19 protein-coding genes and 1 pseudogene are annotated in these 20,988 nt (G+C 64.8%); all 20 read right to left on the bottom strand.

Annotation, left to right across the window (positions count from 1 at the left end; genetic code table 11):
• Positions 1-1,507, bottom strand: a pseudogene (locus tag ADADOO_RS00785) (hypothetical protein); the annotation flags it as partial.
• Positions 1,504-1,746 (bottom strand): hypothetical protein, encoded by a 243-nt coding sequence (locus tag ADADOO_RS00780; RefSeq protein WP_511274260.1) that lies wholly within the window; start codon positions 1,744-1,746, stop codon positions 1,504-1,506. The gene ADADOO_RS00780 and the pseudogene ADADOO_RS00785, both read right to left, overlap by 4 nt.
• The gene (locus ADADOO_RS00775) at positions 1,743-2,102 is read right to left on the bottom strand and encodes a GPW/gp25 family protein (protein ID WP_511274259.1); all 360 of its coding nucleotides are present in this window, start codon (positions 2,100-2,102) and stop codon (positions 1,743-1,745) included. The genes ADADOO_RS00780 and ADADOO_RS00775 overlap by 4 nt, the downstream gene beginning before the upstream one ends.
• A 1-nt stretch (position 2,103) precedes the next feature.
• On the bottom strand, positions 2,104-2,427 hold the full coding sequence (locus ADADOO_RS00770; RefSeq protein ID WP_511274258.1) for a hypothetical protein: 324 nt from the start codon (positions 2,425-2,427) through the stop codon (positions 2,104-2,106).
• A 20-nt stretch (positions 2,428-2,447) separates the two neighbouring features.
• Positions 2,448-2,963, bottom strand: a complete 516-nt coding sequence (locus tag ADADOO_RS00765; RefSeq protein WP_511274257.1) for a phage baseplate assembly protein V — start codon at positions 2,961-2,963, stop codon at positions 2,448-2,450.
• A complete protein-coding gene (locus tag ADADOO_RS00760; RefSeq protein ID WP_511274256.1) occupies positions 2,960-4,087 on the bottom strand; it encodes a hypothetical protein in 1,128 nt (375 codons plus the stop codon). The genes ADADOO_RS00765 and ADADOO_RS00760 overlap by 4 nt, the downstream gene beginning before the upstream one ends.
• Complete coding sequence (locus ADADOO_RS00755; protein WP_511274255.1) at positions 4,080-4,397, bottom strand: LysM domain-containing protein; 318 nt, start codon at positions 4,395-4,397, stop codon at positions 4,080-4,082. Before ADADOO_RS00755 ends, ADADOO_RS00760 begins: the two co-directional genes overlap by 8 nt.
• Entirely contained in the window at positions 4,394-5,047 is a 654-nt protein-coding gene (locus ADADOO_RS00750; protein WP_511274254.1) for a CIS tube protein, read from the bottom strand. Before ADADOO_RS00750 ends, ADADOO_RS00755 begins: the two co-directional genes overlap by 4 nt.
• Positions 5,044-6,861, bottom strand: coding sequence for an eCIS core domain-containing protein (locus ADADOO_RS00745; protein WP_511274253.1), 1,818 nt, complete (start codon positions 6,859-6,861; stop codon positions 5,044-5,046). The genes ADADOO_RS00750 and ADADOO_RS00745 overlap by 4 nt, the downstream gene beginning before the upstream one ends.
• Positions 6,858-8,765 carry an eCIS core domain-containing protein gene (locus ADADOO_RS00740; protein WP_511274252.1) on the bottom strand — a complete coding sequence of 636 codons (1,908 nt, stop codon included), beginning with the start codon at positions 8,763-8,765 and terminating at the stop codon, positions 6,858-6,860. Before ADADOO_RS00740 ends, ADADOO_RS00745 begins: the two co-directional genes overlap by 4 nt.
• Positions 8,762-9,010 carry a hypothetical protein gene (locus ADADOO_RS00735; protein ID WP_511274251.1) on the bottom strand — a complete coding sequence of 83 codons (249 nt, stop codon included), beginning with the start codon at positions 9,008-9,010 and terminating at the stop codon, positions 8,762-8,764. Before ADADOO_RS00735 ends, ADADOO_RS00740 begins: the two co-directional genes overlap by 4 nt.
• Positions 9,007-11,019 carry an ATP-binding protein gene (locus ADADOO_RS00730; protein WP_511274250.1) on the bottom strand — a complete coding sequence of 671 codons (2,013 nt, stop codon included), beginning with the start codon at positions 11,017-11,019 and terminating at the stop codon, positions 9,007-9,009. The genes ADADOO_RS00735 and ADADOO_RS00730 overlap by 4 nt, the downstream gene beginning before the upstream one ends.
• Positions 11,016-12,308, bottom strand: a complete 1,293-nt coding sequence (locus ADADOO_RS00725; RefSeq protein ID WP_511274249.1) for a Pvc16 family protein — start codon at positions 12,306-12,308, stop codon at positions 11,016-11,018. The genes ADADOO_RS00730 and ADADOO_RS00725 overlap by 4 nt, the downstream gene beginning before the upstream one ends.
• Positions 12,305-13,111 carry a hypothetical protein gene (locus ADADOO_RS00720; RefSeq protein ID WP_511274248.1) on the bottom strand — a complete coding sequence of 269 codons (807 nt, stop codon included), beginning with the start codon at positions 13,109-13,111 and terminating at the stop codon, positions 12,305-12,307. Before ADADOO_RS00720 ends, ADADOO_RS00725 begins: the two co-directional genes overlap by 4 nt.
• A 7-nt stretch (positions 13,112-13,118) precedes the next feature.
• A complete protein-coding gene (locus ADADOO_RS00715) occupies positions 13,119-13,862 on the bottom strand; it encodes a hypothetical protein (RefSeq protein ID WP_511274247.1) in 744 nt (247 codons plus the stop codon).
• Positions 13,863-13,883: 21 nt separating this feature from the next.
• Positions 13,884-14,408, bottom strand: a complete 525-nt coding sequence (locus tag ADADOO_RS00710) for a phage tail protein (protein ID WP_511274246.1) — start codon at positions 14,406-14,408, stop codon at positions 13,884-13,886.
• A 29-nt stretch (positions 14,409-14,437) separates the two neighbouring features.
• Positions 14,438-16,720 (bottom strand): phage tail sheath C-terminal domain-containing protein, encoded by a 2,283-nt coding sequence (locus ADADOO_RS00705; RefSeq protein ID WP_511274245.1) that lies wholly within the window; start codon positions 16,718-16,720, stop codon positions 14,438-14,440.
• Between the two features lie 600 nt (positions 16,721-17,320).
• Positions 17,321-17,662: a hypothetical protein gene (locus ADADOO_RS00700; RefSeq protein ID WP_511274244.1), complete on the bottom strand. Its 342-nt coding sequence runs from the start codon at positions 17,660-17,662 to the stop codon at positions 17,321-17,323.
• A gap of 535 nt (positions 17,663-18,197) precedes the next feature.
• The gene (locus tag ADADOO_RS00695) at positions 18,198-18,563 is read right to left on the bottom strand and encodes a YajD family HNH nuclease (protein WP_511274243.1); all 366 of its coding nucleotides are present in this window, start codon (positions 18,561-18,563) and stop codon (positions 18,198-18,200) included.
• A 59-nt stretch (positions 18,564-18,622) separates the two neighbouring features.
• A complete protein-coding gene (locus ADADOO_RS00690; RefSeq protein WP_511274242.1) occupies positions 18,623-20,950 on the bottom strand; it encodes a penicillin-binding protein 1A in 2,328 nt (775 codons plus the stop codon).
• Between the last annotated feature and the right edge of the window lie 38 nt (positions 20,951-20,988).

The following is a 20,988-nucleotide window of genomic DNA, read 5'->3' as shown; positions in this document are numbered from 1 at the left end:
GGTCGCCGAACAGGCTGGAATCATCGGCCAACAGCATCATGTCGGCCGGGCGGGCTCGGCGTGGTTCCTGGCTAAGCACGCGGCTGGCTGACAGCGGCTGCTGGGTGTCGGTCGCCACGTCGTGATCGTAGGGTTCAGCGAAGGCGAGGCCGGATTCCTTCAGGCGCGGCCGGTAGGGCAGGCGCAGGGCTGCGGTGCCGCCATCACCCACCTCCGGCGGTTCCATCGTTTGCCAGGGCCTGGTCAGGCCGTGGTCGGCGAGGACGACGTTGCCGCGGGCGACGGCGATGGCCTGCTTGACGAGGGCGCCGCCGATTTCGAATTCGTGGCTGACGCAAAGCGGGAAAGGCAGCGCATCTTCGTTGTGCCAGTTGATGAGCAGCAGGTCGGTGTTGGTCAGGTCGTCATGGCCGGGGCTGACGGCGGTGAGGCGGACCGGGTGGCGGTGGCTGGCATCGAGATCGGCGATCTTGCCGGTGGTCGGGCTGAGGATTTCTTCGAGGATCAGCACGTCGCCGGCAGCCAATGCCAGGGCCGGGGTGTTGACCAGCGCGGCGGCCGTTGTGCCGCGCGGCAGGCAGTAGGCCGGGTCGGCGAAGTCGTGGATGGCGATTTCGCTGTGAGCGGCGTGCAGGACTTGATCGTGCAGAGTTTCGAAAACTTCGATGCCGGGCAGCGGCAACTGGTCGAGCAGGTCAGTGCGGCGGACCGGGTCGCCGGCGCCGGCCGCGGCTAGCAGCGCCGTGCCGGCCGGGATGGTTTTTGCCTCGGCATCGGCGTCGACCGCAGCAGTCACGAAAACCCGGGCGTTGCAGCCGTCGTGCAGCGGGTAGTCGAGCAGCCGGGCGTGGCGGCGCAGCGAGGTGCGGCGGCGGGCGGTGCCGAGGTAGGCTTCGGTGGCGACGGCATCCTGCGTGTAGGAAAGATGGTCGCCGACATAGGCCAGGGTTTCGACCAGCGCCACCGTGAAGTCGGCCGGGCTGCGTTCGGCAAAGCCGGGCACCAGCTGCGCCATGCGGTCGAGCATCAGGCGGCGGAAGCTGTCGTAGTCCTTGGCCAGGTAGTCGAGGCGCGGTTCGGGCGGGGTGTCCGGCGGGCAGTCGTGCAGGTCGGTGCAGTCGAATTCGGACGGGCAGCCAGCCTTGAAGTTGATACGAATGGTGGACAGGCAGATGTCGAAGCCGGGGGCTGGCGCTTCGGCGTCGGCCGGGTCGATCAGGCTCAGCGTGTACCACGAGAAATCGCCAGCCTGCTCGACCTTGAGGCGGATTTCGCGGCCGTTGATGACCGGCTCGGCGGCCAGCGCGATGCCGGTGACGCGGACGCCGCCTTCGATACGAACGTTGGCGCGGCCGATGCCGCTGACCGGATGCACGCAGACGACGCGCAGGCTGCGCTGGTCGAGCGAGGTGATCTCGACGAAATCGATGCCATTCTTGCCGACCGGTTGCTGGTCGCGCAGCAGTTGCAGGCGGCGCGGGTTGTCGCTGCGGAACTGGCGGTTCATCCTTGATACCTCAGTTGGACGCGGCTGATGGTGCGTCTGGGCGGGATGGCCGGCGCGAAGCGACGACGCGGCAGGCTCATGCCTGCAAGGAGGAGCGACAAAGCCGGGCGCCCGACCGGATGTGCCAGCAGCCGTGTAGCGCAGTCGACCCACGGGTGAATGGATTCGAAGGCACAAAGCCAGCGTTCATGCGGCTGTGCAGAGCGGGAGAAGCGGTCAACTGAGGTTTCAAGGATCATGGCGTACCCCGGGTGAAGCGGGTCAGCCGGCGTTCCTGACCGCGCCTGACGACATACTGGACATCGACGGCGAGCGTGCCTTCGTCGTGCTCGACATTGACGCCTTCGACCACGATGCGGTCGCCCAGCCATTGCTGCAGGGCGCTGTGCACCGTCATCTGGACGGCGGCGGCCAGCGTGTCGCTGTTCGGCGCGAAGACCAGTTGCAGCAGGCCGCAACCGAAATCGGGCCGATTTACGCGTTCACCGGGGACGGTGAACAGCACCTGTTCGATCATGTCGCGCAGATGGGCGTCGTTGTCCGCCTCGCCGCTGCGGCCGCGCTGGTCGGGCTGGAAAGGAAAGTGGAGGTTCATGTCAGGTTCCCATCACGCGTGTTTGCGTCACGGCGACCGTCATCGGCGTGCCGGTCGGCGCGCAGATCGAGGGCGAGGCCTGGAGCAGGACCGGCTGGCCCCCGATGAGTACGCGGGTGGCGCCCATCAGCCACTGGCCGGTGACGCAGGGCCCGTTGCCGGCGGTCGGCGGCGGCATGGCGCAACCGGCGATCATGTAGGGCGCACCAATTGTCGTGGCCGGCTGGCCGGAGAGCAGCACGCGCGGGTTGGGCGCGCTGGGTGTGGCCTGGCCGCCGTGGGCACAGAGGACGGTGGCGCCGAGGTGGAGGAGGAATCCGGGCATGGTCGTCGCGTTCCTTTCTCTCAGATCACCGTCAGGGCGCCGTTGTTGATGTTCACCGTCGGGCCGGTGAGCATGATCGTGGCGCCCTGGCCGTTGGAAATGGTGATGCCGATTTCGCTGATCGAAATCATCGCGCCGGTCATCGTCTTGAGCAGGATGCCGCCGGTCGGGCCGGGCAGGTCGGAGATCATCAGCGTGTTCTGGTTGCCGGTCTGCAGCACGATGCTCGGCGAAACCGGCAGGCCGGCCAGGGCCAAGGCAGGTACTTCGCCGGCCGAGCCCCAGAAGCCGCCGACCCAGATCGGATAGTCGGCATCGCCCTGCTCGAACTCGACCCAGACCCCGGCGCCGATCTGTGGCTGGACGAAGACGCCGCTCTGGATGCCGGCGAAGGGCACGCAGGGCATGGCCCACGAGGACAGCATCGGGCCGAGCACATCGGGCACCTGGACCTGGATACGGCCCATCTGCATGGGGTCGATGTTGTTGAGCACGACGCCGCGGAACTTGCCGTAATGGCGTGTTTTTTCAGTCATGCCGGCACCAGGGGAAGGGTTGAGATCAGGCCGTTGCGGGCCAGTGAAAAGCTCTGCTTGAACTCGCCGGCCTTGAGCTTGCTGCTGACTTTCTTGACGTAGTAAAGGCCGTCGAAGGACAGGCCGGCGCCGCGCACGCCGACCAGCTGGCGGGCCTTCAGCACGTGGCCGTAGCGCAGCACGTCGAGGCTGCCGTCGCCGGTCACTGCATCGGCAGAAGAGCCGGCGGCCGCAGCCAGCCCCTTGCCGAGGGCGGCTATGGGCGACAGCTTGGCCGTTTCCTTCATCAGCTTGAGGCTCTTCGGCATGGGCGGAATCAGGCCGAGCGGCGGGTTGGCCAAGCTGACATCGGGGACGGGCAGCGGAATCGGGAACTTGGTGATCGGGTTCTGGATGAAGATGATGGGCAGGTCGGCCCCGGACTGGTTGACCGCAAAGGACAGCGAATCGACGTTGCTATGCACGTCCATGCCCAGATTGAGCGCCGGCTGAACCAGGCCGAGGCGAATCTCCGGCCCCCAGTAGGCGACGTTGGCGCCGGGCAGCGGGCCAGGTTCGATGTAGAAGACATGGCCGGCTTCCTTGGCCAGGGCGCGGATGTAGGCGAGATCGGTGCCTTCATGCGTCGGGATGCGCTCGACCGGGATCGGGATGTCCTCGAACAGCGACGGGATGATGATCGGCAGCATGCCGTACAGGCCGTAGCGGGCAACGATAAGGGCGACGCGGGCGGCCGGCGGCATGGCCGGATAGGGCAGGCCGCTCATGTCCTGCTTGTCCATCGCTACCGTCAGGTCTTCGCCGGTGATGGTCAGCCGGCTTTGGCCGGGTTCATTGGCGCCGGTGATTTCCTGGCGGGTGATCAGGCCGTCCATCAGCACGGTCGGTAGGCTGTTCATGGTGGCGACGAGAATTACGCGCAGCCACGGCACCTGGCCGCCGGCAACGAGCAGCAGCGTGTGCAGCGGCGAGCGGTTGTCGACGACGAAACTGAGCTGGAAGCCGCTTGGCGTATCGGCTGAGGAGGTGACCTCGACGCTTTCCAGCGCGTCCATCAGCGGCTTCGGCGCCGGGATGGGAACACCCGGACCGACCAGCAGCGTCAGGTGGATGCCCTTAAGCACCGCCGCCTCCGATGCCGGCCGGCAGGGTCAGGCGCAGCGTGTCGCCGGGACGTTCAAGCTCGCTCGGCACCTGGGCGCCGTTGCCGTCGGCGATCCGCCAGTACTGGATCGGGTCGCCGAGATTGGTCGCGGCCAGCCGGTCGAGACGGTCGCCACCCTGGACCTGGACTTCGCCGACAGTGACCAGCGTCGCTGGGTCAGGGATGAAGCGGCGGCGCAGATAAACGATCTTTTCGCCATCCGGGCCGGTCAGCTCGGCCGTGGCGACGCCGTTGTAGCGGCTGTTGGGCGGGAAGCGTTCGATGCTCATGGCAATCCACTCAATCCCAGCGAAGCAAGGCTGCCGAGACCGGCGTCGGCCGCCAGGCGTTCCTTGCGCTGCTGATAAACCATATAAAGATGGCCGCCCTTGTCGTTGAAACCGAGGTCGCCGACATGGAGGACCTTGAGACTCAGTGAAACCTTGGCGCGGATGGGGTTCAGCGCGCTGTCGAAAGCTTCTTCGGTGATCGAAAAATCGGTGATGCGCACTGGCACGACGCGTTCCTTGCTCCATACGAAGAGGGTCAGCGGCGCCACGGTCGGGGCGATTTCCAGGGTGCCGAGACTGAGCAGCGTGTTGTTCTGGATCAGCGTGTCGCTGTCCGGATAAACGATGGTCTCCAGCGCCGCCAGTTGCGGGTGGATGCCCGAGGAAACGGTCTTCGGATGCTGGTCGGGGAATTCGAGCTGATCGGTGGCGTCGATTTCGGCATCGAGCTTGAAAGTTTCGCTCGGCGGCCCTTTCAGGCGCAAAGGCTCGGAAAACGGGCCGCTCGATTCGGTGGCCTGCGGCTGCAGCGTTCGGGTCAGCGTTTCCGGGTTGTACTGCAGCGAAATGACCCGCTGCACGGCACCGCTGGACGGGTCGATCAGGATCAGGCCGCCGCGCAGCAAACCGGAGGAGAGAGGGCCGCTCATTTGTTGAACCTCACGCGTACGTCGTAATCCGCTTCATCGAGCGAGCGGGTGTTGCGGATGGCACCATAGGGCGGCAGCCACGGCATATTGACGATCAGGTCGTCCTGGTCGAAGAAGGTGCCGGTGTCCTCGTCGTAGATACGGACCTGGATCGGCCCCTTGATCGGCATCAGGCCGGGCAGCGGCAAGGCGAAGCTGCCTGACTGGCCATCGTTGAGTTTCCTGGCCGGCGTCTTGAGCCGCTTGCTGCCGCTGCTCAACTCGGCATAGACCTCGTCGGCACCGGTCCAGTCCTCGGTCTTTTTGACGGTGACGTCGACAATCGTCTGACGGCCGGCCAGGGCTTGTTCCATGGCGTGTTTTTCCAATGTTTTGGCGTTCTTGTCCACGTCCGTGGCAGTCGTCAGTGTGCTGTTGACCGCGCCAAGAGACACCAGCAATTCGCCGGTACTGCGTTCCAAGGCCGGCTTGTTGCTGGTTTCGGTAGCGCTGGTTGGCAAAGGCAGGTCGACGGTGTCGAGTGCCTTCTTGCTCTTCGGATCCTTGACTGTCTTGTCGGCATTCCATTTTTTTCCGGCGTCGACAAAAGCGGTGCTAGGCAAGCCGGGAGAAACCAGCTTTAACGCAGCTGGCGTCATCGTCACTACACCGGCCGGATCAGATTTCCAGCCCCAGGCGACTGATCCAAGATAGGTGTTGCTCATGGCCCCGGAAATCGCCAGGGCACTGACTTCGAAAAGCATTTCCCATTGTTGCTTGGCAAAAGCGATGGGGCCAGACGGGTGGTCCTCGAGCGTGGCAGTTTTGACTTCGAAGCTCCCATCAGCTTTCTTTTTGCGGTAGCCGTCTTCCCCGAATGTTGCCTTTCCGTAGCCTTGCCCGGAGCCGGCAGGCTGAACAGCGGGGGCATCGGTCAGTTTGCTGGGGATCGCGCCTTTCTGGGAATTGGTAGCGTAGATGGGGCTCGTGTTGGGGGCTCCGTTTTTGCCGGAGCCCAAATCCGTCTGGTCAATAAATCGGCCAGGGTCGCTTTCTGTCTTATCCAGAGCGCGTTTGCCAATGTGTGCAGAGGGGGGACCAGAAACATCGATCGGCCCGCCGGCCTTGACTGATTTCATGAGGCGGGCTGTCTGGACGATCCCGATCAAGTCGGCTTCGACGAGTTGGTTGGGTGTGAATTTAAGCCGGATATCTGCACCGACGCCTTGCCCAACCAGTTTTTTTGCCGGGCCTGGCGCATTTTTTGGGGCGTACAGGTCGGTATCGAACTCGCCCCCATTGGTTTTCACCGGGGCGCACCCGAGGCCGGGACGGAACGGGGAAATGGCGGGAATGGGTTGGCCGCGCATGAATGCCATAGCCGCCGAGTCGGCCTCCTGTTCGGCGCGTAGCGGCAGCATTCCGGGGACACTTCCGGATTCGGCATTCGATGACCCTTGCTGTACCACATGCGCCAGTTCGTGCGCCAGCAAGCGCCGTCCGCCGATGGTGTCCGGCTGGCAGCGGTTGGCGGCAAAGGCAATGTCGTGGCCCATGGCGAAGGCATCCGCGGCGAGATGGGTCGCCGCCTGGCGGGCCGGCGCGTCGGCATGGATGCGGACGCGCGACAGATCGTGGCCGAAGAAGGGTTCGAATTCCTGGCGCAGCGCGGCGGGCAGGGGTTGGCCGCCGGAAAGGACGGGGGCTGGCACCGGGCGTCCGCTCAGCAACGCCTTGGCGGCTTGCTGCCCGGGGCGGGTCGGTGTGACGACGCCCTTGGCCGGGCGCTCGGGTGCCGCGATGGGTGCCAGAACAGGACGGGCAAGCTGGTTCATTTGCTCAGCCCCGCGTCGTGGGCCGCGCTGTCCTGGTTGAGCACGGCGTCGGGCAGCGTGCCCTTGGCGTCGCAGTCCTGGTAATAGATGCCGTAGCCAGTTAGCGGACGGTCAGGGTCGTAGGCTTCGCCGAGACCGAAGTCGCGAACCTCCTTGAGGGCCTCGTCTTTTTTGCTAGCCGCCAGTTTCCTGGTCGCGTTGTTGGAGATGGCGTGGAAGTCCTTGCCATGTTGAAGCAGGGCCATGGCGTGCGGGGCGCGCTTGGGATCGGTCGGTTTGACCGCCATGTAGCCGATCGGGGTGTAGCCGCTGGCGACCAGCAGGCGTACACCGTAGGTGGCCAATACGTCGCAGTCGACCTTGAGCTGGCTGTTTTGCGGCCCAGCCGCGCTCAGCTTGGTGATGTGCCCGCTCTTGTCCGGCTTGACGTCTTCTGTGGATTCGGCCGGAACATGCCAGGTGAAGGCCTCGGCGATCTGTGTGTACATCGCTTCCGCCACTTCCGGCTTGCCGGGATTTTGCTTGGCGAGCGCCTGGCCGATCTTTTCGGTGTTCAGTTCCAGCCAGGTCTTGAGGGTGGCGATATCGTTGGCGGCGGGTGCCTTGAGCGGCGTGCCGGCCGCGGTGCAGAGGGCGATCACATCGTCGACGGTGATCCGCTGCTTGTTGCCGATGGCCCAGCCCAGCGTTGCGGCATCCGGGTGCAGGGTTTTGCCGCCGGCCTTGATGTTGGCGCCTTCGACGAAATAAGCCTGGTCGGAGACCTGTTTGAGCAGGGCGCCGCGCTTCTCGGCCAGCATCCAGGTGGTGAAGGCGGCCCGGCTGCCCGGGTGGAAGAATAGCAACTGCGCCAGTTTTTGCGGCAGGTCGGTTGCTGTCGGGTAGGTTTTGACGACGACCTTGAGCGCGGCGTAGACCTTGGCACTGCCAAGATCCTTGGCATAGCCGCCCTGGTCGGTGGTCAGGCGGGAGAACAGGTCGTGGTCGGACAGATCTTTGGCATTGGCCGCCTGATCCTGGGCGATGGTCGTCACTTGGGCTTCCGTCACCTTGGCCGGATGGCCGAGCGCGGCCTGATGGACGAACTTGCGCAGGTCGGGGTCGGTGATCTTGGGCGCCAGCGCCATCGCTTCGTTGATGAAACCGGCGGTGGCCAGGTCGGTCGCCATCATCTGAGCCCGATCTTCCTTCTTTTCCACCAGGGGGCCGCTCTGGTCGAGGATGCGGCCGGCCAGCTTGTCGATCTTCTGGAACTGGCGCTTCCAGGCCGCCTTGGCTTTCGGGCCTTTCGGTTCCGGCAGCAACTCCATGGCCTTGTTGTGGGTGATGTCGAAACCGTGGCCTTGCAGCGTTTTGGCGTATTCGCGATGCGTCGGGTCGAGCGTCTTCGGGTCGGTCGCCTTGGCTTTCAGGTCTTCATCGATCTCTTCGTCGAGCGTCTTGTGATCGATTCGTGTCCTGCCTTCGCCGGCCTGCTGGGTGACGTGGGCCAGTTCGTGGGCGAGCAGGGCGCGGCCGGCCGGCGTTTCCGGCGCCCACTGGCCGGGCGCCAGGGCAATCCGCGGTCCGCAGGCGATGGCGCGGCTGCCGGCCCGGTGCACCGCATCAGCCGTTTCGCCGGCCGGAAAGATGCGAACCTGGGAAAAGTCATGGCCGAAACCTTGCTCGAACGGGGCGCGCAGGGTTGGCGACAGGCTGTGCCCGCCCTGTTCCGGCAGCGGATTGCCGGTCGTTTGCCAGTTGGGCAAGCTGCGCTGCGGTGCGGAAAGGGGGCTGCGCAGCATGCCATTGCTGAGTGCGCTTGCAGCACGCTGGTCGGCCTGGGCCTCGCGACCCAGCCTTTCCGGAGCCGGGCGCCTGGATAGATCGGCCATTTTGGGTTGCCCCTGACTGAACTGTTTCATGTCCGGCCACCGCCTTTCCGGCCGGGGAGCATGGCCGCTACGGCGTTTCGGGCAACGGTTTGCGGTCGTAGATCTGGCGAGCTGACGCGCAGGGAGTCGCTGTTGGCGCGGTGCGGCAGCGATGTGTTGCCGGCGATGCCGCTGGCGGCGAGTTCCCGCTCCAGTGCCGCGATAAAGGCGCGACGCTCGACCGGGGTGTAGCCCGGCAGGCTCAGATGCTCGATATGGAGGTGGATTTTTTTCATGCCCAGCCTCGCGTTTCGGCATCGGCCAGCGGCCGTTCGCGTTTGGATGCTTCGGCGTGGGCGGCCGTCAGCAAGTGGCTCATGCCGACCGCTTCGCCGGCGTCGGCGGCGAGGAAGGCGGCGTTGAGGGCGATGTTGCGGATGCTGCCGCCGGTCATCGAGAGGCGGGAGAGCTTGTCGAAATCGAGGTCGCGGGTCGGCGTGGCGGCCGGGAAGACGCGCTGCCAGAGGGCGATACGCTGCTCCTGGTCGGGGAAGGGAAACTGGACGACGAAGCGCAGCCGGCGCAGGAAGGCGGTGTCGAGGCTCGATTTCAGGTTGGTGGTGAGCACGGCGAGGCCGTTGTAAGCCTCCATGCGTTGCAGCAAATAGCTGACTTCGATGTTGGCGTAGCGGTCGTGGCTGTCCTTGACCTCGGTGCGCTTGCCGAACAGGGCGTCGGCTTCGTCGAAGAGCAGGACGGCACCGCAGTCTTCGGCGGCGTCGAAAACCTGGCGCAGGTTTTTCTCGGTTTCGCCGATGTATTTGCTGACCACGGCCGACAGGTCGATGCGGTAGAGGTCGAGTTGCAGGCTGTGGGCCAGCACTTCGGCGGCAAGCGTCTTGCCGGTGCCGCTCTCGCCGGCAAACAGCGTGGCGAGGCCAAGGCCGCGGCTGCCCTGGGCGGCAAAGCCCCATTCTTCCTGGACCTTGAAGCGCTGGCGCAGGTGGGCTGCAATCTGGCGCAGGACGGCGAGCTGGGCTTCCGGCAGGACGAGGCTGTCCCAGTCGGCGGTCGTTTCGAGGCGCTGGGCGAGATTGTCGAGGCCGCCCCGGCTTTCTTGGCGGCAGCTGTTCCACAACGGGCTTGGTGCAGTGGCCTTGGTTTTGGCCGTGGAGGGCATGGCCAGGCTGGTTTGCAGGGTCTTGGCAATGTTCTGAACGGCCCGGCTGCCGAGGCGGAAATGGCTGGCAGCACGGTCGAGTTCCGGCCCGGCGTGGTGTGCGCCGGCGGGGCCGAGGGTGTCGATCCACAGTTGCCGGCGATCCGCTCCGTCCGGTTTGTTGACCGGGAAACGCTGGTTCTGCGTGAGCAGCGCCGGGGCGCTCGGGCAGGCTACCAGGCACAGGCCGCCGACTCGCTCGATAAGGGCGCGGGCCGCTTCGCCGGCGGCAGCAGCGGGATCGCTGACGATGACGAGCAGGGCGGCGCCGAGCAGCGTGGCTTCGCGCTGCCAGAGGGTGATCAGGGCGGCGCGTTCTTCGGCGGCGAGGGGGATGTCTTCGGCCTGGAGAACCAGGCAGCTCAGGCCGAGGGCGTCGGCGCAGCGCGTTGCGATGTCTTCCTGGGCGGCCGGGTCGTCGCCTTCGAGGACGATGACTGGCCACTGGCCGGGGTTGTCTTCGCGCCCGGCATCGAGCGCCGCCATCACGGCTTGGGTCGTGGCGGCGTGGCTGCCGGCTTGCCGGGGCAGGGCAAGGGCAGGGCGGAGCAGATGAGCGAGACGGACATCGAGTTCGTTGATACCGACGAGGAAGTGCAGCACGCGTTCGTCGATGCGCAGGCGGCCGGCGGCGAGGCCGGCGTGGTTGTCGATGTCGAGCAGGCGCCAGCGGCGGAGCGGGCGTTGCGGCGTCAGGGCGCTCCAGTGCGGCGATTCGAGGGCAGCAAGGGCGAGGCCGAAGGTGGCCCAGGGGCGGCTCGCATCGCCGTGGGCAAGGGCGCAGGCGCGGGCGAGATCAGCGTCCATTTCGGCGCCAGCGCAGAGCAACAGGAGGTCGCGCTCGAAGCCGGAGAGGCCGAAGGCGGTTGTCAGCCAGTCGATGGCGCTTTCGGTGTGGGGCAACTGGCGGGCGTCGGCGAGGGCGGCACCGGTTTCGGCATTTGGATTTTGGGCATTTTTTCCGGTTGACCCTGGGGCCAGCCCTTGTTTCTGTGGTCGTGGCAGCCGCTCCTTGAGCCGGGCGAACTCGGCGACCAGCAGTTGCTGGTTGGCGATGGTCCAGTCCTGGGCGAGCGGGGCGTTCATGGCAGGGTGATCCGGCGGTCGAGGTAGGCGACGGGTGTTGCCAGGCGGTCGATGATCGGGCTGTCGAAACCGTCGACCCGCAGGCGGGCCAGATGGCTGCTGCCGACGGGGGGTGCGTCGGCGATCACGAAGCTCAGTTGGCTCGCTTCGACGGTGATTTGCTCGGCGGCGATTTCCCGTTCGCCGAGGATCAGGGACGCGATCTGGCCGGGGCGAACGGGCGGCGCGACGTCGAGGACGAGGCTTACGGTATCGACATTGCGGACGGCGCTGACGGGCGGCAGCACGGGTTCCGGGGCGAGGGCGAGCGGCAACTGGTTGCTGCGCCGGGGATTGGCTTCGTCGAGCCGCTGCACCGACAGTTCGACGCGGTAGAGGCCGACCGGCAGGTCGTTCGGCACGATAAAGCTGACTTTGTTCGGGCCGCCGCCGGTGACCGGCACGCTGCGGCTGATCTGGAAGGCGGCGAGGCTGAGCGTGACTTGGCGACCGACGCCATCGAGATGGTGCCCTTCGAGCGTCACTTCACCACCGGGGACGGCGACGGGTTGGCGATTGGCCGGAACGACGGCTTCCAGGGTCGGTAGCGGCGGGATGAGGCCGCTGAAGGCGAGGACGCCGCGGTCACGTTTCGAGACCTGGTCGGTTTCGCCGCGACTGAGCACGGGCAGTGGGCTGCGTGCGGATTTGCGCGATTCGATCAGCACCACCGAGACCTGAAAGGCGGCGGTTGGCCGATAGCGCGCCTGGATGGCCGACCACAGGCGGGACATTTCTTCGCTGCCGAGGGCGGCCGGGGTGATCTTGAGGAGTTCGATCTGTTCGGCCAGGTCGGCGCCGCGCAGGCTTTGGTAGACGGTGGGCAGGATGGCGCCATCGAGGACGGTCGGGACGAGTGCCCGGCGAATGGCGTCGCGCGGCAAAACCGGCGTTTCGTGCAGCAGCTGCAGGGCGTAGCCGAGCAGTACTTCAGCCTGCAATTCGGCGCGGCCGTAGGCGGTCAGCAGGTAATGCAGATCGAGGGCGAGGGGCGGATTGGTGATGCGGTTGCCGGCGGCATCCCGCGACGGCAGCGCGGCGTTGCGCCAGGCGACATTGGGCGTGACCTGATGGAGAAAGAGATTGAGCTGGGGCGAATCGGTGTTGTCGAGCGAGACGGTATCCGGGGCCATGCTGGTGACGAGGACGCCGGCGCCGAGCGTGTCACTGATCGCCTGGTCGATCATCCCGGAGTCGAGCAGATCCTTGATGACGGCGGTGACGCCGGCGATGGCCAGGGCGTTGCTCATGAGCGGCCTCCGTGGCGGCGGGCCAGATAGTCGGAGAGCGACAGCGGCGCCGGGCCGCGCGGGCGTGGTGGCTGGGCGGCGGGCGCCGGGCGGCTGGGCGGATTGACTTCGAGGCGGCCGATGGTGATGTGCACTTCGGGTGCGCTGTCGGGTTCCGGGGCGGGGTTCTGGCGTTCCCGGCTGGATTGCGGGCGGATCGTGCTGATTTCGGCTGGGCGGGGTTTGGCTTGGCGGGCAGTGACCACAGCGGGCGGCGCGGCGGATTCAGGCGATTTTTCGGGTTGGTTTTGGTTTTCGCCGAGCAGTCGGGTGACCAGAGATTCGAGGTCGGGGAAAGCTGGCAGGGTGTCCTCGGCGGGGCGGCGGGTTTCTGGCGCCGGCTCGAGGTGTCGCACCAAGGTTTTCGGTACGGCCGCGACCGGGCTGGCGGTGTTGAGCGGCGGCGGGGGCTGTCTGCTGTGCGCTGTTTCGCGTGGAGCATGGTCGGGTGAAGGCGGAGCGGAAATGCGGGGCGGCTGGCTGGCGCTTGGTGTCGGGGATTGCCGTTCGACGGGCGTGGCGGGCGCGGGATTACTGGCGACGATGGGCGCCGGCAGGGTGCTCTCAGTCGCTTGTTGATTGCGCCGGGCGGTGTGCGTCGGCTCGAATTTCGGACGCTCGATGGCGGGCGTTGCTTGGTGGCTGGCCGCTTCGGTCATTGAAAAGTCGGCTGTCGGCGCGGCGTAGGGCAGTGCGGCGCGCGACTTTATCTGCGAGGCGAGGCCGAGGCTGCGGCTGGCGAACTGGTGGAGGAATCCGCGCATGGTCGCCTCAGCCGATCATGGTCAGGTAGGCCGCCCGGCGGGCCGGGCTGAGCGCGAGAATCTCGGCCTCGCGCCAGCCATAGGCGCTGGCCAGCCGATGGACGGAGTCGAGCAACTGGTGGGCGCGATTGCCGAGTTCATCCCAAAAACAGGCGCCGATATCGAGCACGGCGTCCCAGGCGTGGCCGCAATCGGTGCAGCGCATGCCGAGGCGGATGTCGGCGGCGGGATCAAGGGCTTCGATGTGCGATTCAATATCGCCAATCAGCGCCGGCGAGCATTTCAATTTTTGGCCTTTTTTCCGGTTGACCGTGGGAATGTTGCTGGAATCGCTTTCCTCGATCCGGCAACGGTCAAGCAGCCAATCGACAGCCGTTTCCGGGTCCGGTGCGGCGAGGATCGCGGCCTGATCGCGACTGCTCGGCAACCGCCATTGCTGGCCATCGAGCCTGATGCGGGCATTGCTGTCGGGCGCCGGAAGGTCGTCGAGCAGGCCGGCGCAATCCAGCCTGAACTCCATCAGCGCACCGCACGACGGACACGGCGCGTAGCCGTCCAGCGCGCTGCCGAAGGTGGCGTTGCGCAGGGCGAGCAGATTGACTTCGCGCCAGCCGACCGGGCGGTCGGCCAGTTCGTCGGGCACTTCATCCGGCATGGCCAGGGCCAATGCCAGCAGCGCGCGGTCAATGGGGTGGCGTGTCTGTCCGGCGTCCCACAGGGCGAGCACTTGAGCGGCACTTAACGGGCGCATGGCGCGGTTCCATTCGCGTTGTTAGCCCGGCTCGACAAAGCTCGGCTCAGCCGGCTCGGCGACTTCGTAGTCGCGTTCCCAGCCTTCGTTTTCGAGCTTGATGTGTTGGATCGCCACGGCGTTGGCATTGGCGTCGAGGTCTGGCAGCGCCTGGTATTCCGAGACCCAGCAGCGGAAAATCTTGTAGGCCAGCGCCAACTGCCCGGCTTCGTTATAGACCTCGATGATCAGGTCCTTGCGGAAATCCTTGAGCGAAACCTCGCTGCCCAGGCCGGAGCCGAGGTTCCAGACCTTGTTGGCCCATTGCTCGAAATTGGTGTCGTGGGTGACGCCGCGCTCGAGCGTGATGGCCTCGAACTTGGTGCGACCGGGCGACTTGCGGCTGCTCGACGGATCGCCGCCCTCGCGATGCTCGACGACTTCGGTCGTCCGCTTGAGCGATGACACCTTGCTGATCCCGGCGACGTAGCGACCATCCCATTTGACGCGGAATTTGAAGTTTTTGTAGGGATCGAAGCGCTGGGCATTGACGGTGAACTGGGCCATTTTCTATCTCCTCGTTATTCGCTTCAGAATCAGACCTGGATCTGCCCAGCCAGCTGCTGGATGCTGATGACCACGAACTCGGCCGGCTTGAGCGGCGCGAAGCCGACCAGGATGTTCACCACGCCGCGATTGATGTCGTCCTGCGTCGTCGTTTCACGGTCGCACTTGACGAGGTAGGCATCGCGCGGCGAGCTGCCCTGGAAAGCCCCCTGGCGGAACAGGCCGTTCATGAAGGCGCCGATGTTGAGGCGGATCTGCGCCCATAAAGGCTCGTCGTTCGGCTCGAAAACCACCCATTGCGTGCCGCGATAAAGCGACTCCTCGATGTAGAGGGCCAGGCGGCGCACCGGCACGTACTTGTATTCCGAAGCCATCTGATCGGCGCCGCGCAGGGTGCGGGCACCCCAGGCAATCGCGCCATAGACCGGGAAGGTGCGCAGACAATTGACGCCGAGGGGGTTGAGGCTGCCGTTTTCACCATCGGTCATCGGCACGGCCATAGCCTGCACGCCGGCCAGGTTGGCATCGGTGCCGGCTGGCGCCTTCCAGACGCCGCGATTGCCGTCGGTGCGCGCGTAGAGGCCGGCCATCGTGCCGCCGGGCGGGGTCAGGCGCGGCTTGCCGTTCTTGAGCGGATCGGCGACGTAGGTCCAGGGGAAATAGACCGCGGCGTGATCGGATTTCGGCAGCTCGGTGCCGGAAGCCGCAGTGACCATGGTGGCAACGCTGGTGGCCGTCGGCGGCGCATCGACGATGAAGAAGGCGCGGCGTTCCTCGCAGTACGAGGCGGCGTCGGCTAGCACGCCGGGATCGGTGATGCCGGGCATGACGAGGATGTTGAACAGATCGGCATCTTCCAGCGCATACAGTCCTTCGCGATTGGCGCGGCTGCCGATGAAGGCCGGATAGACATCGGCCGGCCCGTACGGGGTTTCGGTGCCGCCGCCGAGGAAGGCATCGGTCGGCGGCGCGGACAATACGGCACCGGCCAGCAGATGCAGGCCGGCGGCGAGGTCGTTGGCGGGTGCGGCGCTGACGGCAATGGCCGAACCGGCGCCGCGCGAGCCGCTGGCGAGAACGAGCGTGGTGGCGGTCGCCGTGGCGGTGAAGTTGGCGTAGGCCGGATTGCCGGGTTTCAGGGCGCGCACGGCGGTTTGCAGTCGGCTGGCCATGTCGATGAGTTTGGCCGCGAGGTTGGCGCCGGCTGCCGCCGCGCTGCCAAGATCGACGACATCCGGCCCGTAGCCGTCGAGACTGATGCGCAGGCTGGTGTGCGTGGCGTCGGGCAGGGCGTCGAGATCGGTGGCGGCGAAGGCGCCGCTGGTCAGTGTGGCCGGGTCGGGCATCGGCACCGGGCGCAGGCTGGCGACGGCATCGACCTCGATGCCGCCATTGGCGACGCCGAGCTTGAGCACGCCGGCCGCGTTGTTGCTGCTGCCGGGCAGGATGCGGACGGACGAGAATTCGCCGCCGGTACCGGAGGCCATAACCAGCGTGTTGCCGCTGCGCGTGCAGGAAAAATCATCCAGCGCAGCCTTGCCGCCAGCCTGCGCCTTGACCTTGAGGCGGATCGCTTCGGCCAGCGCGGTGAGGCGCTGGGTTGCGGTGCCGCCGGCAATGTCGGCCGGCAGCGTGATGCTGACGGTGACCGGCGGCAGGCCATTCACCACGACGCGGAAATCGGTGTGGGTGGCGTCGAGCAGGGTCTGCACGTCGGCCAGCGTGCCGCTCGTCGAGGTACCGGCAGCCAGGCCGTTGAGCGTCAGCTGGGGAACATCCCGGCTGATCTTGACCAGCTGCGACACGCCATTGACCAGATCGGGCAGGTAGCGGGCATCGGCCGAGTTCATCGAGACATTCGGATACTGTTCGGCCCGCCCGTCGCTGCTGCGGATGAACGTAATGTTGAAGGTGCTGCCCGGGTTGGCCGTCGCATGATCGACGCGGACCTGGATGCTGTTGCCCGAAGCGCCGGCATCAAGCGCCGTGACGGTCAGGACTGTGATCGGCGTCGCGTTGAGCAGCCCCCGGCTGGCGGGCGCTGCGCTCTTGACGACACGGACGATCCACGCATCGGTGCCGCCGTTGATGAAAAACTGGCGCACCCCGTAGCTCATCTCAGAATCGGCCGAGAGGCCGCCGAAGGCGCGCTCGAAATCGGCAAAGCTGTAGATTCGGGTGGCCTTGTTGATCGGCCCTCGGGACGCTGCGCCGAGGAAGGCAGCGACCGAGGTGGCGACGCCGGCAATGGTGCGGACTCCGCTCGAAACTTCCTGGATGTAAACCCCGGGGGAAGCAAGCTGTACGGGCATGACGGGCTCCTTTCTGCGGGACGGCCAGCGGCCATTCCATTCACGATCTCATCGATACTTCTGCCGGCCCCGGCCATGTTTGCGGAAACAAAACTCCCGCTACCTTCCGGGTTGCCACCAAAAAATCCCTCAAGTCGGGATCGAAGGGCGGGGCGGATCATTGGTCCGGCCACGCCAGGGCAGGAGCCCTGAATGTCTGCCCCGCGTCATCGAGTGAAGCGGGTGAAAGTGTCTTTAGCGGTTAAGTCCAGTCCGCCAAAGGCGGTCAAACTTGAAACTTCGAACAAGCTCTTGCAGTGTCAGAAAAGTCTGTTTAATCAGCGGTGTTTCTCAATTTAAAGCCATGAAGCTTTAATGCGAAAAAAATGCATAAGCATATCTGTATGTACTTCCGGACGAATGCGAAACAGCTTGATAAGACCGTGGACGCTGATGACCAGAATATAGTTCAATTCATGATGAATAAAATAATTTATTCATGGGAAATATATTTGCGGCCTAAAAAAGTCGTATGTCATTTGTGGCCGATGGCTGTTTTAGGCGACGGCCCGCACTTTCGTCTGGCGATCTTACGGAATGCTGCCGCGTGGCAAAGCGATTTCAGTCCGATGTCTTTCGGCCGGCCGCATTGCCCTGGTTTGCCCAGAACCGTGCAACCTCTCCGGTCGTGACACGCCCGCTCCTTACGCCCTGCGCAAGGACTTTTTCGGCGTCGGCCTGGCGACCGTAGATGAGATAGACCTCAGCTTCGACTAACGGGCAGATTTCTTCTTCCATGGCGAGCAGTTCGGACTGGTCCGGCCGGGAAAAGACGGACGAGTCAAACTGCGCGTAGCGCGCTGGCGCGGCATCCGATTTCTTGATGAAAGGAAGCAGCATGGAAAGGGTGAATTGGCGCATGAAGCCGGTGACGGGCGGGAGATTGGGAATTTTGTGTGTCATGTTTGCTTTGCCTCGCTCTGTGCATGGTTTCAGGTGCATCGATTGCCGATCGGGAACTGCCTTCAACCTGTGCCACCAAGGCCACTTTCGTCTTGAAGCCTGAAGTAAAGGCAATGCGGTTTGGTGGATGGTGGTGATCGCTTCTGCAAAAAAGGGTTCTCGGTGGCAATGTTGTCCGTTACCTATTGCAACTAGCGGGCCAATTTTTATGGCTTTGAATTTTAACGATTTTATTTATTATTCTGATCGTGCCATGTCGCTGTGTGGCGACAGCGTTGGCGGTAAATCCACGCCTTTCCCTGCGTTTACATGGAGTTGCAGTGTCACTAAATCACGACAGCTATTCGGAAACTTTACGGCTGATCCGACGCGCAGCGCTGGAGCGCGAGGGCAGCCGAGCTGAGTGACGATGATTCCCCGCGGATGGCCCGGCCGCCGCTCATCTGGCGTACAAAAATAGAGGCAATTTTGGCGTTGACCGTGGCATTTCTGAACACGGCGGTGAATTCGTCGGTTATTTCAACGCCATGGCGCCTCAGTCCTTCTTGAGCAGGCCTTGCAGCGCGGCGAACGGGTTGTGCGTGGCGCCGCCACCGCGCTTGGCGCTGGTGTCGGTGTAGCCGCGGTCGGCCTCGATCTGCTTCTGGTGCTCGTTGTCGTGGCAGTAGATGCAGAGCAGTTCCCAGTTGCTGCCATCGTTCGGGTTGTTGTCGTGATTGTGGTCGCGATGGTGCACGGTCAGTTCGCGCAGATTGGTCGTGGTGAATTCACGGGCGCAGCGGCCGCAGATCCACGGATAGATTTTGAGGGCGCGTTCGCGGTAGCCCTCGGCGCGCCGGTCGGCTGCCTGGCGGGCATCGGCGACGATCTTGTCGAGGCGTTTGTGGTCGATTGAGCTCATGGTGGAAATCCGTTGATGTCGGGGTGAATTTTATCTGGCGTTGGCCGGTGGCGTGAAAGTCAGATTCCCAGGCGCTTGAAAAAGTCCCTGACCATGCTCGGCAGCGATTCGATGTCGAGTTCCTTGATGCCGCTGTCGCCGTTGAATTCGTCGTAGAGCCAGTCGCCGTTGACGAAGGTAACGCCCGGCGGGGCTGGGCGTTCGGCAACCGGCTTGCCGGCCAGCGCCTGGCGCATGTAGTCGATCCAGATGGGCAGCGCCAGGGTCGCGCCAAACTCGCGGCCACCCAGCGATTTGGGTTGGTCGAAGCCCATCCAGGCAACGGCGACGACATCACTGGCGTAGCCGGCAAACCAGCCATCGATGGCGTCGCTGGTCGTTCCCGTCTTGCCCGCTACGTCGGGGCGCCCGAGGCGCTGGCCGGCCAGGGCGCCGGTGCCCGTATGGGCAACTTCGCGCAGCATGCTGTCCATGATGAAGGCGTTGCGGCCGTCGATGACCCGTTGTTCATCCTGGCGAACGGGCGGCTGCGGCGTTTCCTGAAGCACGTTGCCGCGGCTGTCGGTGATTTTATCGATCAGGTGCGGCGTGACTTTGTAGCCGCCATTGGCGAACACGGCATAGGCGGCGGCCATCTGCTGGGGGGTGACCGAACCGCTGCCCAGGGTCATGGTCAGATTGGCCGGATGCTTGCTGGCATCGAAGCCGAAGCGCCCCAGATAATCGCGCCCGTATTGCGGCGTGATCGCCCGCAAAAGGCGCACGGCGACGACGTTTTTCGAGCGGGCGAGGGCTTGGCGCAGGCTGATCGGGCCATCGTAACCATCGTCGTTTTGCGGCTCCCAGGTCTTGCCGTTGTCACCGGTGGGCAGCGAAAGCGGCGCATCCTCGACCAGCGTGGCCGGCGAATAGCCTTTTTCCAGCGCCGCCGAATAGATGAAGGGCTTGATGCTCGATCCCGGCTGGCGCCAGGCGCTGGTGACGTGGTTGAACTGCTTGCGCGAAAAATCGAAGCCGCCGACCAGGGCGCGATAGGCACCATCCTCGGCGTTGAGGGCGACAAAGGCCGCTTCGACCTCGGGCATCTGGCTGATCGACCACCGTCCCTTGGCGTCGCGGCTGGCGCGGATGACCGAGCCGATGCGAATCTGCGCTGCCTTGGCATTGGCCTGCAGGGCGCGGGCGACAAAGCGCAGGCCGTCGCCGCTGATCTCGATGGTGTCGCCGGTGGCCGGTTCGGCTCGGACTTTCTTGCCGGAGACTTCGGTGACGACGGCGGCGATCAGGTTGTCGCTGTTCGGGTGCTTGGTCAGGATGCGGTCGATGGCGTCGTCGCGCTCGTCGGCCTCCGTCGGCAGATCGACGAAACCTTCCGGGCCGCGGTAGCCGTGGCGCTGGTCGTAGGCCAGTACGTTGCTGCGCAGCGCGTTGTAGGCAACGTTCTGCTCGCCACCGTTGAGCGTCGTGAAAACGTTGATGCCGCGCGTGTAGGTCTCGTCCTGGAATTGCGCGAAGACCTCTTGACGCACCATTTCGGCGACGTGGTCGGCATGCACGGTTAATAATTGCCGGTCGCTGATCTTGAGGGGCTGGGCCACCGCCTCGGCGAATTGCCCATCCGTGATTTTGCCCAGCGCGCGCAGGCGCTTGAGGACCAGCCCCTGGCGGGCCTTGGCGCGAACCGGATTGACTGCCGGATTGTGCTTGGCGGGGTTTTGCGGAATGCCGGCGAGCATGGCCGCTTCAGCCAGCGTCAGCTCGGGCAAGGTTTTGTTGAAATAGGTGCGGGCGGCGCTGGCGAAGCCGTGGGTACGCTGGCCGAGATAAATCTGGTTCATGTACAGCTCAAGGATCTGGTCCTTGGTCAGCGCCGATTCGATGCGGTAGGCGAGCAGTGCTTCGGTCAACTTGCGCTTAACGGTTTTTTCCCGGGTCAGGAAGAAATTGCGCGCCACCTGCATGGTGATCGTCGACGCGCCCTGATGAAATCCGCCGGTCAGATCGGCGACCAGCGCCCGCGTGACGCCCCGGTAATCGACGCCGCCATGCTCATAAAAGCGCGAATCCTCGATGGCCAGCAAGGCATCTTTCATGATCTGCGGGATTTCCTCGATCGGTACGAAGACGCGGCGTTCTTCGCCGAATTCACCGAGCAGCGCACCATCGGCCGTGTAGATGCGGAGTGGAATTTTCGGCCGATAGTCGGTCACGATGTCGAGCGGCGGCAGCCCGGGGAGTACCGTCACCAACATGTAAGCGAGCAGCGCGAAGGCCAGCAAGGTGCCATCGACCCCGAGGGCGACCAGTGTGCGTGGCAACTGTTGGCGATAATTGGCCGTGGCCAATGGGAGCGTCAGGAATTTGACGACGGTCGAGAGAAAACTCAATTGCAATCCTGCCAGGCGTGCCCGGCGAACAAGTGTCG

Source organism: Azonexus sp. (assembly GCF_036170495.1).
In the GTDB taxonomy this organism is placed as follows: Bacteria; Pseudomonadota; Gammaproteobacteria; order Burkholderiales; family Rhodocyclaceae; genus Azonexus.
This window is presented reverse-complemented; position numbering and strand designations above follow the sequence as displayed.